The 15,505-nt window shown below is 62.5% G+C and carries 13 protein-coding genes and 1 tRNA gene; 5 read left to right on the plus strand and 9 right to left on the minus strand.

The features are described from left to right. Positions 1-38: 38 nt before the first annotated feature. Genes HV670_RS18940 through HV670_RS18975 form a run of 8 tightly spaced genes read right to left on the minus strand, consistent with a single transcriptional unit; the run spans position 39 to position 8,483 of the window. Positions 39-716 carry a nucleotidyltransferase family protein gene (locus HV670_RS18940; protein ID WP_175106406.1) on the minus strand — a complete coding sequence of 226 codons (678 nt, stop codon included), beginning with the start codon at positions 714-716 and terminating at the stop codon, positions 39-41. Beyond that, positions 713-1,801, minus strand: coding sequence for an XdhC family protein (locus HV670_RS18945; protein ID WP_175106408.1), 1,089 nt, complete (start codon positions 1,799-1,801; stop codon positions 713-715). The genes HV670_RS18940 and HV670_RS18945 overlap by 4 nt, the downstream gene beginning before the upstream one ends. Positions 1,802-1,809: 8 nt before the next feature. After that, positions 1,810-3,009, minus strand: coding sequence for a vWA domain-containing protein (locus HV670_RS18950; protein WP_175106410.1), 1,200 nt, complete (start codon positions 3,007-3,009; stop codon positions 1,810-1,812). After that, a complete protein-coding gene (locus HV670_RS18955; protein WP_175106412.1) occupies positions 3,003-3,896 on the minus strand; it encodes an AAA family ATPase in 894 nt (297 codons plus the stop codon). The genes HV670_RS18950 and HV670_RS18955 overlap by 7 nt, the downstream gene beginning before the upstream one ends. 14 nt (positions 3,897-3,910) lie before the next feature. After that, positions 3,911-4,588, minus strand: coding sequence for an SRPBCC family protein (locus HV670_RS18960; RefSeq protein ID WP_175106414.1), 678 nt, complete (start codon positions 4,586-4,588; stop codon positions 3,911-3,913). Between the two features lie 41 nt (positions 4,589-4,629). Continuing rightward, positions 4,630-7,041 carry an aerobic carbon-monoxide dehydrogenase large subunit gene (locus HV670_RS18965; protein ID WP_175106416.1) on the minus strand — a complete coding sequence of 804 codons (2,412 nt, stop codon included), beginning with the start codon at positions 7,039-7,041 and terminating at the stop codon, positions 4,630-4,632. Positions 7,042-7,057: 16 nt separating this feature from the next. Then, on the minus strand, positions 7,058-7,582 hold the full coding sequence (locus tag HV670_RS18970; RefSeq protein ID WP_175106417.1) for a (2Fe-2S)-binding protein: 525 nt from the start codon (positions 7,580-7,582) through the stop codon (positions 7,058-7,060). A gap of 34 nt (positions 7,583-7,616) precedes the next feature. Then, on the minus strand, positions 7,617-8,483 hold the full coding sequence (locus HV670_RS18975; protein WP_175106418.1) for an FAD binding domain-containing protein: 867 nt from the start codon (positions 8,481-8,483) through the stop codon (positions 7,617-7,619). 398 nt (positions 8,484-8,881) lie between these two features. On the opposite strand from HV670_RS18975, the gene HV670_RS18980 reads away from it, so the two are divergent. The 3 genes from HV670_RS18980 to HV670_RS18990 all read left to right on the plus strand — a co-directional run bounded on the left by HV670_RS18980 (position 8,882) and on the right by HV670_RS18990 (position 11,296). Beyond that, positions 8,882-9,709 (plus strand): PAS domain-containing transcriptional regulator, encoded by an 828-nt coding sequence (locus HV670_RS18980; RefSeq protein ID WP_175106419.1) that lies wholly within the window; start codon positions 8,882-8,884, stop codon positions 9,707-9,709. A 335-nt stretch (positions 9,710-10,044) separates the two neighbouring features. After that, a complete protein-coding gene (locus HV670_RS18985; protein WP_175106420.1) occupies positions 10,045-10,653 on the plus strand; it encodes a glutathione S-transferase family protein in 609 nt (202 codons plus the stop codon). 169 nt (positions 10,654-10,822) lie between these two features. Beyond that, positions 10,823-11,296, plus strand: a complete 474-nt coding sequence (locus HV670_RS18990; protein WP_175106421.1) for an acyl-CoA thioesterase — start codon at positions 10,823-10,825, stop codon at positions 11,294-11,296. A gap of 263 nt (positions 11,297-11,559) precedes the next feature. On the opposite strand, the gene HV670_RS18995 is transcribed toward HV670_RS18990, so the two are convergent. Next, positions 11,560-11,644 (minus strand) — tRNA-Leu (locus HV670_RS18995). Between the two features lie 201 nt (positions 11,645-11,845). Between HV670_RS18995 and rnr the strand changes: the two genes are divergently transcribed. Both rnr and rlmB read left to right on the plus strand, forming a co-directional pair. Beyond that, positions 11,846-14,410, plus strand: a complete 2,565-nt coding sequence (rnr, locus tag HV670_RS19000) for a ribonuclease R (protein WP_175106470.1) — start codon at positions 11,846-11,848, stop codon at positions 14,408-14,410. Between the two features lie 335 nt (positions 14,411-14,745). Next, positions 14,746-15,501 carry a 23S rRNA (guanosine(2251)-2'-O)-methyltransferase RlmB gene (rlmB, locus tag HV670_RS19005; protein ID WP_175106422.1) on the plus strand — a complete coding sequence of 252 codons (756 nt, stop codon included), beginning with the start codon at positions 14,746-14,748 and terminating at the stop codon, positions 15,499-15,501. Positions 15,502-15,505 lie beyond the last annotated feature (4 nt).

Below are 15,505 nucleotides of genomic sequence, written 5' to 3' on the forward strand. Positions count from 1 at the left end.
AGGACGCTGCAAGTGCCGAGAAGGCATGCCGCCGTGGGTCAAGTCGTTGCCCGCGGTTCGACGGCGATTGTCACGCCCCCAAGTCCAAGCCGTGTCAGGACGCGTGCGTAGTCCTCCGGCGTATCCATGTCGAGCGCGAAGCGATCGTGCAAGGCTTCGTGGACGAAGACTTCATCCGGATGCTCGGCGATCAGCTTTTTGCACCCGGGGTTCACATGCCCGCTGATGACCTCCGTGGCATAGCTTGCCGAAAACGCGACGGGGTTGCCGCGCTGTCCATTGCATGTGGGCACCAGGATCGATCCGCGCGGCATCGCACCGTAGGCATCGATCAGTTCACGATAGTCGTCGGGACAAAGCAGGACCTGATCGGCCAGGCACACCAGCACGACACTGCATGGTGCGTTGAGCGCGGCGACGCCGGCGGCGACCGACGTCACCTGTCCTTCCTCGTAGTGTGGGTTGAACTGGAATCTCACCGGCAAGTCGTTGAGTGCATCGACGATGGCGTGGGCATTGAAGCCAGTCACGATCACGATCTCCTCGGGACCGGCCGCAATCAGTGCGCTCACGGTGCGCCTGACCGCGGGCTGTCCGTCGATGGGTAGCAAGAGCTTGTGTTTGCCGGGCATCCGCGTCGACATGCCCGCGGCAAGTACGACGGCGGAAAAGGACAGCGCGGCGTGCCGCGCACGCGTGGTGCCTGGCTCGTTCATACGGGGGCCCGCCGTTGCGCATCGTGCACGATCCCGAGGTACTTTTCGGGCGTGCCCTCGAATTCGAGCTTGCAGCCGTCGCAGCAGAAATAAAAGCGTTGCCCGCCGAATTCGACGACATGTTTCGCCGATGCCATATCGACCACCATCCCGCACACCGGATTGACGTAGCGCGGTGGGGGCTCGACCGATGCCATCGATTCGCAGGGCGGCACAGGCGGCAATACCTCGGCTGCGGTCGCAAGTGCATTCGATGCCTCCGCCGCGTCCTGCTCCAGCACGCGACGCAGCATCACCAACCCTGCTACCGCGCCAAGCGCGATCTCCTGCGGCGTGCGCGCATGGATACGAGGCCCGGCCGGTGCATGGAGTGCGGCGAGCCGTTCGGCAGTGATGCCGCGCTCGCGCATCGTTTCGCGCAACCTATCCGCCTTGCGCTGGCTCGCGACCAGCAACACAGCCGATGCCGATGTACGTAAGGCCGCTTCAAGTGCCTCCTCATCGCCATCGCCCTGCGTGGCGATGAGAATCAGTCGAGGCCTCAACAGGCCGAACGCTTCGCTATCGAAACCGAAGATGACCCGAGACAATCCGAGCGGGGCAAACGGCTCGGTCACACTGGCCGCGGCATAGACGCGCAGCCCCATTCGTTGCGCCAGCACGCAGGCTTCGAGGGCGGTCGGCGTCGATCCCAACACCAGGACCGACGGCGCGGGCACGGATGGCTGAATGAAGAGTTCGATCGTGCCGTTGCTTGCGCACGGCATGGCGTGATGCTCCACGCCGGGTTCCGACGCTCCTTCCGAGTTACTGATGCGAACGCGCTTCGGCTGTCCTGAGCGCATCGATTCCTGCGCGGCCTGGACCACGATCGCCCTTGAACAGCCCCCGCCGATCCAGCCGTGCAGGGTGCCGTCGCTTTCGACCAGCGCTTGCGCGCCGACCCATGTCGACGTGGGCGGCTGCGTCCGGATCACGGTGGCCACGGCGAACAAGCGCGCCTCTTGAGCGAGCCGCTGTTCGAGCTGGAGCAGCTCATCGGCATTGAGCGCCGAGTGGTTTTCAGAATGGCCGGTCGGGTTCATGGCGGGGCTCATTGCAGTATGGACAACACTTGTGGCAGTACGCGCTCGAGACTGGCGAGATCGCCTGCGCCGGCCAACAGATCGATGTAAGGCATGGCGGCCCTCATGCCGGCGCTGCTCGGCGTGAAGCCGGGGCGACTGGCAAGCGGATTGAGCCAGACCAGATACCGGCAGCGGCACCGCATTCTGCGCAGCGCTTGCTGCAGGCGCGCGGGTTCGCCCGCATCGTAGCCATCGCTGACGATCACGACGGCGGTCCGGGAATGCAGCAACGCGGCTGCGTGTCGCTGATTGAATTCTTCGAGACTGTCGCCGATGCGCGTGCCACCCGCCCAGCCCGCGGAGAGAAGTTGCAGCCGTTCCTGCGAGCGCCACGGATCGGGATCGCGCAGCGCCTGCGCAATGCCGACGAGCTGGGTGTGGAAGATGAAGCAATGGACGTCGGACAAGCGCGTGCTGATGACCCTGGCCAGCCGCAGGAAGAAGAAGCTGTACAGGCTCATCGAGCGGCTGACGTCGAGCAGCAGAACAATGCGCGGGCGCACGCGCTGCTTGCGGCGCCACGCGAGTTCCAGCGGCATGCCGCCGTGAGGCACGCTCAGGCGGATGGTGCGCGCCATGTCGATCGTGCGACCGGACACCGCACGTCGCTCGCGACGCACCTGCACGCCGCGCAGTTTCTGGACGAAGCGCCTGATCGCCTCATCGATGGCGAACAATTCGTCGGGCTGGTTCAGATGACGAAAATCCGCGTGCATGAGCGACGCTTCACGGCTCATGCCATGCTCGGCCGTTTTACCGCCCGCAAGCGCGGCATCGGCGCCGTCACCGGCCAGGGACAGCGGCATGCCATCGCTGTCGTCACGCGCGGCACCGTCGCGATCGGGTGCGATGCTGCCCACACCACCCGCCCGCGTTTGGACAAGCGCACGGCGATTCGGTGCGAGGAAATAGGCATCGAAAAGTGCATCGAAACGCCGCCACTCTTCGGCACGCGAGCAGAGCCACGCGCGCAGGCTCCAGCGCAACAGCAGCGGGTCGAACTGCCCCACGCGCTGCGCGACCTCCATCGATGCGGTCACGTCGCTGCTCGTGATTTGGAAACCGTTTGTACGCAGCCATCCGGCGAACCCGACGTAGCGGGACGTCATGGCTTCTGCCAGGTCGGGTGACGCCGTGCGGGCGGCGCTGTGGATATCGGTCAACATGCGGCCGCCAGTTTTTCGACGACAGGCCGCGTGAGGCCCGCCTGGTCCTCGCGTGTCTTCACCAGCGCGGACAGCGTATCCATGATCCGGTCGATCCCGTCCGAATCGAGGGCGCTTACGCCCACGCGCAGGAGCGCCGCTGCCCAATCGAGCGTCTCGGCGATGCGGGGCTTTTTCTGGATGTCCATCTGCCGGACCGCCTGCACGAACTCGACCACCTGTTGCGCCAGTTTCGCAGGCATGTCCGGCGCTTGCGCATGCACGATCGCGAGTTCTTTCTCGAAGTTCGGATAGTCGACGTAGTGATACAGGCAGCGGCGACGCAGCGCATCGGAAATCTCGCGGGTTCCGTTGGACGTCAGCACCACGACCGGCCGCTCGACAGCGCGAATCACACCGAGTTCGGGGATCGAGATCTGGAAGTCCGACAGCAGTTCCAGCAGATAGGCTTCGAACGCTTCGTCCGTGCGGTCGATTTCGTCTATCAACAGAACAGGGGCGGGCGTCGTCGTGATCGCTTCGAGCAGGGGCCGCTTGAGCAGATAGCGTTCGGAAAAAATATCCTGTTCCTTGTCCGGTACCGGCCGGTCGTCCTGCTCGAGCAGCTTGATCGCGAGCAACTGGCGCTGATAGTTCCACTCATAAAGCGCCGAATGGACGTCGAGGCCCTCATAGCATTGAAGCCGGATCAGGCGCGTGCCTGAGAGCCGCGCGAGTGCCTTGGCGACTTCCGTCTTGCCGACACCGGCCTCGCCTTCCAGCAGCACGGGCCGCCGCATTTCCATCGTCAGCAGCAGTGTGGCCGCCAGGCTGCGTTCGGCAATATAGCCGTGATGGTCGAGCCGTTGCTGCAGGATCAGCACATCGCTCATGCGGTCAGTGAACATGACGATCTCGCCGCTCAGGCCGTCTTGCGCGAGAGCAGTCCGCGCAGCCAGTCACGCAAGATGGCCCACGCAAGCGCGAGGCCGTTCAACTCGGTGGCTGGAGCTGGAGCTGAAGCCGTGGCTGGGGCTAGGCCGGAAGCTGGGGCTGAAGCTGGGACGGGCGAAGCGGCTGCCGCTCCAGCTATCTCCACCGCTCCCACCACCGGGTCGCCAGATGAGGGTGAATCCTGCGCGATGCTCTCGGCCTCTACCAACGCGGCAAAGTTGGCAACGAACTGCTTGAGTATCTGGTCCGCCACGGTGTTCATCATTCGGCCTCCGAACGCAGCCGCTTTGCCGCTCATCGTGACTTCGCTCTTTCCGACCAGTTCGCAACTCGCGCCACTGGCCTGCACGGTTGCGACGAGGTCCATCGACGCGCCGGACGTGCCCGTCAAATCCGAGCCTTTTCCGACCAGATGCAAGGTGTGAAGCGCCGCGTCGAGGCCAACGACTTCGATATTGCCTCTGAAGGACATCATGGCTGGCCCGACTCGCACGGTGACCGTGCCTTTGTAGTGAGTCGCGTCGACACGCTCCGTAATTCTCGCGCCCGGCATGCAGTTGCCTACCGCTTCGATGTCCTGCAGGCATTGCCATGCCGCATCCGCCGTGGATGCCAAAGGAAATACCTTTTCGATGACGACTTTCATTGAATCATCCTTTGTCTGTCCGAGTTCTCCAGTCTCCCGTGCTACTGCCGTGCGAGCCCGAGCGAACGGCTTTGCTGCCACACGCGATACGCGTTGTGGGGCATGTTCATATGCGTGACACCGAGATGCGCGAACGCATCGACCATCGCCGAGGTAAAGCACGGAATCGAGCCGACGTGCGGTGACTCGGCCACGCCCTTCGCACCGATCGGATGATGGGGGGAGGGTGTCACGGTGAAGTCTGTTTCCCAATGAGGCGTTTCAAACGAGGTGGGAATGAAGTAGTCCATCAGCGTGCCTCCGAGCAGGTTGCCGGCTTCGTCGTAAGGCAGTTCCTGTCCCATCGCTACGGCGAAACCCTCGGTCAGGCCACCATGGATCTGGCCTTCGATGATCATCGGATTGATGCGGGTGCCGCAGTCGTCGAGCGCGTAGAAGCGCCGCACCCGTGTTTCGCCCGTAAAGCGGTTGACCTCGAGTACACACGCATACGCGCCGAACGGGAACGTGAAGTTGGGCGGATCGTAGTAATCGACCGCTTCGAGCCCCATCTCCATTCCTTCCGGCACGTTGTGGTAGGCCGCCCAGGCGACCTGTTTGATCGTCTTGAACTGCTCGGGCGAGCCTTTGAGCACGAAGCGGTCGAGATCGAATTCGACATCGTCCGGGCTGGCTTCGAGCAGATGGGCGGCGATTTGCCGGGCCTTCTCGCGAATCTTATGCGACGCTCGCGCGACCGCCGCACCGGCGACCGGCGTGGAGCGCGATCCGTAGGTGCCGAGTCCATAAGGCGCGGTGGACGTATCGCCTTCTTCGACCGTGATCACCGACGCGGGTATGCCGGCCTCGGATGCGATGATCTGCGCATAGGTGGTCTGATGCCCCTGGCCCTGCGTGATCGTACCCATGCGGGCGATGGCCGAACCATCGGGATGCACGCGGATCTCGCACGAATCGAACATGCCGACGCCCAGGATGTCGCACATCTTCGATGGCCCCGCGCCGACAATTTCCGTAAAGGTCGCGATGCCGATTCCCATCAGCCACTCGGCGTTTGCATCCGCGCGCCGTGCCGTCTGCTCGGCGCGCAAGGCAGGGTAGTCGACGGCGGCCAGCACTTTCCTGAGCGCAGGCTCGTAGTCACCCGAATCGTAGTCGAGCCCGAGCGGTGTGGAGAACGGAAACTGATCCTTGCGGATGAAATTCTTCAGGCGGATCTCAGCCTTGTCCATGCCCAGCTTTTGCGCAAGCACGTCGACCATGCGTTCGATCAGGTACACCGCCTCCGTCACCCTGAACGAGCACCGGTAGGCGACACCGCCCGGAAACTTGTTGGTATAGACGCCGTCGACCGATACGAAGGCATTGGGTATGTCATAAGAGCCGGTACAGACATGGAACATGCCGGCGGGCCACTTGGTCGGGTCCGCACACGCATCGAAGGCGCCGTGATCGGCAACGACGTGTACGCGCAGCGCCTTGATGCGGCCGCTGCTGTCCGCGGCGAGTTCGCCGGTCATGTGATAGTCGCGTGCAAACGCGGTGGTGCTCAGGTTCTCGGCGCGCGATTCGATCCACTTGACGGGGCGTCCCAGCACGATCGAGGCGACAATCGACACCACGTAGCCGGGATAGACCCCGACCTTGTTGCCAAAACCGCCGCCGATATCCGGCGAGATGATGCGGATTTTCGATTCCGGAATCGAAGACAGCATGCCCACCACCGTGCGTACGACATGCGGCGCCTGTGATGTGATGTAGACCGTCAGGTCGCCACGCGCCTTGTCGAAGGAGGCCACACAACCGCAGGTTTCGAGCGGGCAGGGATGCACGCGCGGATACAGCATCTCCTGCCTGACGGTGACGTCCGCATTGTCGAAGACGCGCGCGGTCTTGTCCTTGTCGCCGACATTCCAGGTGAAGATGTGGTTCGGGTGCGAGCGGGCGCCGTGCGCACCCGTCTGCTTGTCGCGGATGTCCTCGCGAATCACGGGCGCGTCGGGTGCGAGCGCCTTCAGCGGATCGATGACCACCGGCAGTTCTTCATATTCGACTTCGACCAGCTCGGCCGCATCAGCCGCGACGTAGCGATCGTCGGCCACGACAAACGCGACCTCCTGGTTCTGGAAGACGACTTTCTCATCGGCGAGCACGGCCTGGACATCGCCCGCGAGTGTGGGCATCCAGTGGAGCTTGAGCGGCTTGAGGTCGTCGGCGGTGAGGACGGCGTGCACGCCGGGGTGGGCGAGCGCGCGCGTCTTGTCGATCTTCAGTACCCGTGCATGCGCGTAAGGGCTGCGTACCATCACGCCGAACAGCATGCCGGGCATCTTGACGTCGTCGACATAGGTGCCCTTGCCCTGGATGAAGCGCGGATCCTCGCGGCGTTTCCTCGAGCAGCCCATGCCTTCCAGCGCAGCGAGGCGATCGAGATTGGCGTCGATATTTCCCATTGCGTTTCTCCCGGTGTCAGTGCGCTGAGACTTCCGCCATGAGCGGATGCGAGGTCGTGACCGTTTCGCCACGCAGCTTGGCGCTGGCGTACTGCACCGCTTTCACGATGTTCTGGTAGCCGGTGCAACGGCAGAGATTGCCCGACATCCCGTAGCGGATTTCCTCTTCGCTCGGATTCGGGTTTTCCTGCAACAGCCGGTAAGCGCGTATGAGCATGCCCGGCGTGCAAAAGCCGCATTGCAGGCCATGTTCCTGCATAAAGGCTTCCTGCAACGCATGCAACTCGCCGCCTTTCGCGAGCCCCTCCACCGTGAGCAACTCCGCCTCTTCGGCCTGAACCGTGAGCATGGTGCAGGACTTGACTGACATGCCGTTCACGTCCACCGTGCACGCGCCGCAGTGGGACGTCTCACAGCCGATATGCGGCCCCGTGTGGAGGCACTTCTCACGCAACGTGTGAATAAGCAATTCGCGCGGCTCGACGACGACATCCGTTTGTGTGCCGTTCAGCTTGAACGACACCATGATCTTCTTGCTCATCTCGGGTCCCCTCGATGCAGGTTGGGTACGTCTTTCAATGCGTTGCCCGCGCAAGGGCGGTGCTCAGTGCGCGCCGCGTCATCTCGCCCGCCATCGCCGTCTTGTATTCGATGTCCCCTCGCAAGTCCTCTGCCGGTTCGCAGACGCTCATGGCCAGCCGCGCGGCTTCGGCGATATGTTCGTCATCGAGCGGTTTGCCTCGCAGCGCTTGTTCCGCGGCGAGCGCGCGAAGCGAGCACTGTGCGACATTGGTCAGGACGATGCGAACGTCTGCGACGACTTCGCGGTTCATGCGAAGCGTGACGGCGGTGGCGGCGGTCGCGAAGTCGCCGGTCTTGCGCTTGAGCTTCGCGTAGCAGCAGCCGGTTCCCGCCGCAGGGGTCGGAATGCGGATTTCGGTCATGATCTCGCCGGGTTCGAGTTGCGTCATATAGGTGCCGAGAAAAAAACCGTCGGCCGCCACGACGCGTTCGCCATGCTCGCCGACCAACACGAACGAGGCATCCAGCGCGATCATCAGCGTGGGGTGGTCATTGCCGGGATCCCCATGGGAGATATCGCCACCGATCGTGCCCCGGTACCGTACTTGCGGATCTGAAATCTGGCGGGCGCCCTCGATGAGCAAGGGGCACTTTTCCTGCAATACCTTCGAGCCGATCAGCTCGTTTTCCGTCGTCATCGCGCCGATGCGGATTTCATCGCCGACCTCGCGAATACCCTTAAGCTCGGTGAGCTTTCCGAGGTCGATCAGGTGACCCGGCTCGGCGAAACGGAGCTTCATCATCGGCAGCAGACTGTGGCCGCCGGCCAGCAGCTTTGCGGTGTCGCCATATTGGTTCAGCAGCGAGATTGCTTCCGCAAGGGTACGGGGAACGTGGTATTCGAAGGGGCGCGGTATCACGTATGTCTCCTTGTTTTGTTTGGACACCAACGACTGAGCATTTCACAATGCGATGCCGCAATTCAACGGCCGTGCTTCAACGGTGGAACGGCTGCGCCAAATGCGGTTGGCGAGCGTGAACGCCGGCTAGCCAGTTGCGTACCCTCGTGCCTGATCGCGGCGCAAACACCGGGTTTACGGGGTAGCGGGGGAGTACAGAAAAACCGAGAATTTCACAACGCGGCGCAGCAATTCAACGCGATTTCACGAAGACCGGTTTTTCCTGCGTCAACTATGTAAAAGCTTGCGTGAATTCGGGAAGCGACGGACAAACCCCCAGTCAACTGGAGAACGGAAACAACACAAAAACCGTCTCCTTATCTCCCCGGCCTGAAGGCCGAGGTTTCTCGGAGACACTGATGAACCCGCTGGAGCACTCCTCGATACCGACGCCGTCGTCGGAGCCGCGCCGCAATGAGACCTTCCAGCACAAACTGGAGCAGTTCAATCCCGGCATGGTCTGGCTGGATACGCAGGGGCATGTGACGGCATTCAACGACGTTGCGTTGCAGATCCTGGGGCCGGCGGCAGAGCAGTCGCTGGGCGTCACGCAGGACAGCCTGTACGGCATTGACGTGGTGCAGTTGCATCCGGAGAAGAGCCGCGACAAGCTGCGCTTCTTGCTGCAATCGCAGGACGCGGGGGGGTGCCCGGTGAAATCACCGCCGCCTGTCGCGATGATGATCAATATCCCGGACAGGATATTGATGATCAAGGTTTCCAAAATGGCCGACCGTCATGGGGTATGCGGTACGTGCATGATCTTCTACGACGTGACCGATATCACGACCGAACCGGCCGAGCCGGCCGAACCGTATTCGGGGAGCCGGGACCATGCGCCCGCACCACGCCGGCTGTTCAAGATTCCCGTCTATCGAAAGAACCGGATGATCTTGATCGATCTGAAGGACATCGTCCGTTTCCAGGGCGATGGTCATTACACGACGATCGTCACGAAGGATGACCGCTACCTCTCCAACTTGTCGCTGGCCGATCTCGAGCTTCGATTGGATAACAGCATTTATCTGCGTGTCCACCGCAGTCATATCGTCAGCCTTCCGTATGCGGTCGAACTGGTCAAGGCGGAAGAGAGCGTCAACCTAGTCATGGCTGACGCGGATCAGACGCTCGTGCCGGTAAGCCGGTCAAAGGCGGCACAGTTGAAGGATATGCTTGGGGTTGTGTAGTTTAGGTTTCAGTCGCGCAGGGGTAGTGTGGAGATGTATTCGTCGCCGATACGGAGCGTGTGCTCGGCGCGATTACAGATGTCCTGCCCTGCGAGTGTCGGGCGAGCTTGAAGATCTTCGCGACGGCTGGGGCTTCTCGCGGCCGGGGATATTGCGAGCCGATCGGTTTGTTTCTGTCGGATGCAGCTTCCTAGTGTGGCTGGTAGGATTCTCGAGGCCGATGGCGGTCTGACAAGCGGCTTTCTGAACCATCGCCGGGCGCGGAACACATGCTGCACGGTCAAGCCGATGTCGTGACAGCTGCACCCTCTTTTTGATCGTACGAAAGGACGAAAATGAAGATTCACTACTCGCCGACTTCCCCGTTTGTTCGCAAGGTGCTCGTGGCCGGTGCGGAACTGGGTTTCGAGATGGAACGACTGCCCTCGGCGGCGAACCCCGTGACGCGCGACCAGACCATTGTCGCGACCAATCCGCTCGGCCAGGTGCCGACGCTGTTCACCGACGACGGCATGGTGCTCTACGACAGCCGGGTGATTTGCGAGTATCTCGACGCGCTCGCGGGTGGCAATCGCCTGTTTCCGGCCCCGGGCGCCGCGCGTTGGGAACGGCTGACCGAGCAGTCGCTTGCCGACGGTCTTCTCGATGCGGCGCTGCTGATGCGTTACGAGCGAGTGATGCGGCCGGACGAGATGTTTTTCAAACCGTGGCAGCGTGGCCAGCACGAGAAGGTGACATCGGCGCTTGCCCGGCTCGAATCGTGGGCGCCGGGTTTTGGCGAGCGCGTCGATATCGGCACGATCTCGATTGCGTGCGCGCTGGCCTACCTCGACCTGCGCTTTCCGGACGAAGGCTGGCGCCGACATACCACGCTTGCCGCATGGTATGAGCGCTTCAGCGCGCGCGAATCGATGCAGCGTACTGAGCATCAGGTTCCAGCGTAGGCTTGCCGCCCTCTGGGCCGAAAACCGTGTGCTATCAGCAAGCCGGCCTCGAGCCGGCTTTTTTGTCGTCCTTGCCAAATGCTAGGGAAAACCCTTATATTCGCACCAGGCCTAGCGTTAACCCTAATGCCTTTGCATCAGGACCGCCACTTTCAAGGATGGACGCCCGATGAATTTTCATACCCGCAAATGGGTCAAGCCCGAAGACCTGAACCCGAATGGCACGCTGTTCGGCGGCAGCCTGCTGCGCTGGATCGACGAAGAAGCAGCGATCTATGCGATCTGCCAGCTCGACAACCAGCGCGTGGTCACGAAGTTTATGTCGGAGATCAATTTCGTCAGCTCGGCGCGTCAAGGCGACATCATCGAACTCGGCATGATCGCGACGCACTTCGGCAACACGTCGATCACGCTGCGCTGTGAAGTCCGCAACAAGATCACGCGCAAGAGCATTCTGACGGTCGAGAAAATGGTGTTCGTCAATCTCGACGAGAACGGCGAACCGGCACCGCATGGGCAGACGAAGATTTGTTATGCGGATGAGGCGTTCGCGCGGAACCGCGGGAACCGACCGCCTGTTGCGCAGCCGCCGGTGGGGGACACTGATGCAGGAGCGCGCGCCGAAGCAGACACGATGCACTGAGCGCAGCGGCATGAAGCCGCTCGATCGCGCCAGGCGAGCAGGGATCACTTCGGCTTCGCTCACCTAGCCCTCGGGCTGGCGCGACCAGCGGTGAATGAGATTCGCGTTGAGACCATGTTCCAATGCCACCGCTGCGACCGACACACAGGAAGGCGTACGAAAATGCCGCGGCTCGTCATGGAGCGAACTGAGGGTTCAAAAACAAAAAACCCCGCAGGCTGAACGCTTTGCGGGGTCTTTCGAACAATCTTGAAACTATCTTGTGGTGCCCAGGAGAGGACTCGAACCTCCACACCTTGCGGCGCATGGACCTGAACCATGTGCGTCTACCAATTCCGCCACCTGGGCACTGCGTCTGAACCGACTGCGTGGCTTGTTACTTGCTACGTGCCGTTGTTCGTTCAGAGAAGCCGCAATTATTCCGGGGTTCCGAACGGCTGTCAACAGGCCAGGCGCATTTTCTCGACGAATCGTAAAAGGCCGCCGTCGATCCCGAAAAATCGCGTGGCCTCAATCCCGCTGCAAGCCATCACCGCGCTTTGGCGCGAGATGCTGGTGATAGAATCGATTGCAGTCTTTCCATGCCATTACACCACCCTCTATAAACGCGCCGACCTGCACTTGAGCAAATACCCCTATCCGATCCCGAGCCGCGAGGAAATCCTCGGCGTGCTGCGCACGACCGAAGCGCCCCTGGCGGCCAATGACATCGCCGAAGCGCTCGCCATCAAGCGCCAGGAACGTGAAGGCTTCCTGAAGCGACTCGGCGCGATGGAGCGTGATGGCCAGTTGCGGCTCGACAAGCGCGGCTATTACCTGCTCACGCACCCATCGAACTTCGTCGCGGGCCGGATACAGGGCCACCGCGATGGCTACGGTTTCCTGATCCGTGATGATGGCCAGGATGACTTGTTTCTCGTCAATTCGGAAATGCAAAAGGTCATGCACAACGACCGCGTGCTCGCGCGCATCGTCGGCTACGATCGCCGCGGCCGCCCCGAAGGGCATATCGTCGAGGTCACGGACCGCGCGAACCGCCAGGTCATCGGCCGCCTGCTCAACGAAAACGGGGTCTTGCTGGTTGCGCCGGAAGACAAGCGTATCGGCCACGACATCCTCATCACGTCGCGCACGCAGGGCAAGGCGCGGGTCGGGCAAGTGGTCAGTGTCGAAATCACGGATTTCCCGAGCCGCCATTCGCAGCCGCTCGGCCGCGTGATCGAGGTGCTCGGCGAGATCGACGATCCGGGCATGGAAATCGAAATCGCGGTGCGCAAGTACGGCGTGCCCTACGAATTCAGTCCCGCCGCGATCGCCAAGTCTGCTCAGCTGCCCGACGAAGTCCGCCCGGCGGATCTCACTCATCGAGTCGACCTGCGTGATGTGCCGCTCGTGACGATCGACGGCGAGGATGCGCGCGATTTCGACGATGCAGTCTATTGCGAGCCGCTCAAGGTCGGACGCGGCGAAGGTTTCCGTCTCCTGGTCGCGATCGCGGATGTTTCACACTATGTCACCCCGAACGACCCGCTCGATACGGATGCACTCGAACGCAGCACCTCGGTCTATTTCCCGCGCCGGGTCATTCCGATGCTGCCGGAAAAGCTGTCGAACGGCCTGTGTTCGCTGAATCCCGAAGTCGACCGCTGCGTGCTGGTCTGCGACATGGTCATCACGAGCAAGGGCGACGTCAAGGCTTACCAGTTCTATCCGGCGGTCATGCATTCGGCGGCGCGGCTGACCTATACGGAAGTCGCGGCGGTGCTCGGCAATACCAAGGGGCCGGAAGCAGCAAAGCGCGCCCATCTGCTGCCGCATCTCCAGAATCTCTACGGTGTGTACAAGTCGCTGTTACACGCGCGCCAGAAACGGGGTGCGATCGACTTCGACACGACTGAAACGTACATCGTCTGCAATGCGCAAGGCAAGATCGAGCAGATCGTGCCGCGCACGCGCAACGATGCCCACAAGCTGATCGAAGAATGCATGCTGTCGGCCAATGTTTGCGCGGCCGACTTCATGAAGCGCAACAAGCATTCGGGCCTCTATCGGATCCACGCGGGACCGACCGAGGAAAAGCTCGCGAACCTGCGCACCTTCCTGCGCGGCATGGGCCTCACGCTCGGCGGCAACGACAAGCCGCATGCGAGCGACTACGCGGCGCTGATGGCGCAGGTCCGCACGCGGCCCGATGCGCAGATGCTCCAGTCGATGATGCTGCGTTCGATGCAGCAGGCCGTCTACAATCCGGACAATATCGGCCACTTCGGGCTCGCCTACGATGCCTACGCGCACTTCACGAGTCCGATTCGCCGCTATCCCGATTTGCTGACTCACCGCGTGATCCGCGCGATCCTCTCACGCCGCAAGTACCACCCGGAACTCTCGCACGATGTCACGCTGAGCACATCGCTGTCGCCGGCCGCGCGTGCCATGCAGCGCGAGGACGACACCTCGCGCGGTCGCGCGCGCTCGACCAATGCGATCTGGGAAGAGCTCGGCATGCACTGCTCGGCCAATGAGCGCCGTGCCGATGAAGCGTCTCGCGACGTTGAAGCCTGGCTCAAGTGTTACTTCATGCGTGACAAGCTCGGCGAGGAATATGGCGGCATGGTCAGTGGTGTCACGTCGTTCGGCATCTTCGTGCAGCTCGACTCGCTGTTCATCGAAGGGCTCGTCCATGTCACCGAGCTCGGCTCGGACTACTTCCAGTACGACGAGGTCAAGAATGAACTGCGCGGCGAACGCACGGGCATTCGCTACCGGCTGTCGGATCGCGTCAGGGTCCAGGTCAGCCGGGTCGACCTCGATGCGCGGAAGATCGATTTCCGTCTGGTTCGCGATACGCCGGTCAAGCCAGGGCAGGGCTCTCGCGGTGCGTCGGACAAGCCGGAGCGCACGGCGGCGCTCGAGCGCGCGGATGCCCCGACTGGCGGCCCGTCCATTCGCGAATTCAATGGTGCAGGCCGTCCGCAGCGCGGCGGTTCGCGTCAGCCGGCTCAGCAGCAAACTTCGGCGCCGGTCGCCGAGGCGGGTCGTTCATCCCGCCCGGCAGCGAAGAAGCGCGCGGCAAGTCCGGCAGCCAAGAAACGGACACGCAGCAGCAAGCATTGATCGGGCGCGCTGCTGGCGGACTTCAGCCGGCGGCGCCAGACAACGTGCGGTGCCCCTCAGACAGGGGCATTTGGCGCTGGCACGATGCGTCTCGATGATGCTGACTGTCCTGCACCGGAGCTGCCTTGGACCCGCCCTGGATCCCGCCCGGGATCCGAGCACCCCGTCGGCTACCCGGCCGCGTGTGGCACTGCGACGTCCGTCTGACAGGGACGTTTAGTGCTGGCACAATGCCCCGCAACAGTGTGGGCTAAACCGGTCGGGCTGAAATCTCCGGCTTGAAGCCTTCAGGTTAAAGCCACATCATTTCTATTCATTTGAAGGACAACATCTCGATGGCGCGTCTCAAGGTTCTCTACGGTTTCCATGCGGTCACGGCCCGAATGCGGCATGACGCGTCGACGATCGAGGAGATTCTCTACGACCCGACCCGGCGCGATCGCCGGATGCTCGATTTTCTCGCACAGGCTGAGAAGCTCGGGGTGCGTGCGATCGCGGCCGATGCCCAGCGGCTCCAGGGCCTGACGGGCAGCGACCGTCATCAGGGTGTGGTCGCCCGAGCGGGCGATGTCGCGCTCGCGCAGAACCTCGCCGAACTGCTCGATTCAGTCGTGGGGCCACCCCTGCTGCTGGTGCTCGACGGCGTGACCGATCCGCACAACCTCGGCGCCTGCCTGCGAGTAGCGGATGCGGCGGGGGCGCATGCAGTCATCGCGCCGCGCGACCGCGCGGTCGGCCTCAATGCAACGGCGGCGAAGGTGGCGAGCGGCGCCGCGGAAACCGTCCCGTACATCACGGTGACGAACCTCGCACGCGCGCTTCGCGAATTGCAGGAAGCGGGCGTTTGGGTGATCGGCACGGACGATGCGGCCACCGAAAGCCTGTATGAAACGAAGCTCGAAGGTCCGATCGCGCTCGTGATGGGTGCCGAGGGGGAGGGGATGCGCCGTCTGACGCGCGATACGTGCGACAGCCTGATGCATATCCCGATGTTCGGCAGCGTCGAAAGCCTGAATGTGTCCGTCGCGAGCGGCGTGTGTCTGTTCGAATCTGTCCGGCAGCGAGCCGCTGTCGGCGTTACCAAGCGCTAGCGAC

This window comes from Pararobbsia alpina, from assembly GCF_902859895.1.
Lineage (GTDB): Bacteria > Pseudomonadota > Gammaproteobacteria > Burkholderiales > Burkholderiaceae > Pararobbsia > Pararobbsia alpina.

Bases quoted from the DNA above. Each gene is read 5' to 3' on its own strand.
- HV670_RS18940 (WP_175106406.1), bottom strand. From the start codon at position 716: ATGAACGAGCCAGGCACCACGCGTGCGCGGCACGCCGCGCTGTCCTTT.
- HV670_RS18945 (WP_175106408.1), bottom strand. From the start codon at position 1,801: ATGAACCCGACCGGCCATTCTGAAAACCACTCGGCGCTCAATGCCGAT.
- HV670_RS18950 (WP_175106410.1), bottom strand. From the start codon at position 3,009: ATGTTGACCGATATCCACAGCGCCGCCCGCACGGCGTCACCCGACCTG.
- HV670_RS18955 (WP_175106412.1), bottom strand. From the start codon at position 3,896: ATGTTCACTGACCGCATGAGCGATGTGCTGATCCTGCAGCAACGGCTC.
- HV670_RS18960 (WP_175106414.1), bottom strand. From the start codon at position 4,588: ATGAAAGTCGTCATCGAAAAGGTATTTCCTTTGGCATCCACGGCGGAT.
- HV670_RS18965 (WP_175106416.1), bottom strand. From the start codon at position 7,041: ATGGGAAATATCGACGCCAATCTCGATCGCCTCGCTGCGCTGGAAGGC.
- HV670_RS18970 (WP_175106417.1), bottom strand. From the start codon at position 7,582: ATGAGCAAGAAGATCATGGTGTCGTTCAAGCTGAACGGCACACAAACG.
- HV670_RS18980 (WP_175106419.1), top strand. From the start codon at position 8,882: ATGAACCCGCTGGAGCACTCCTCGATACCGACGCCGTCGTCGGAGCCG.
- HV670_RS18985 (WP_175106420.1), top strand. From the start codon at position 10,045: ATGAAGATTCACTACTCGCCGACTTCCCCGTTTGTTCGCAAGGTGCTC.
- HV670_RS18990 (WP_175106421.1), top strand. From the start codon at position 10,823: ATGAATTTTCATACCCGCAAATGGGTCAAGCCCGAAGACCTGAACCCG.
- rnr (WP_175106470.1), top strand. From the start codon at position 11,846: ATGCTGGTGATAGAATCGATTGCAGTCTTTCCATGCCATTACACCACC.
- rlmB (WP_175106422.1), top strand. From the start codon at position 14,746: ATGGCGCGTCTCAAGGTTCTCTACGGTTTCCATGCGGTCACGGCCCGA.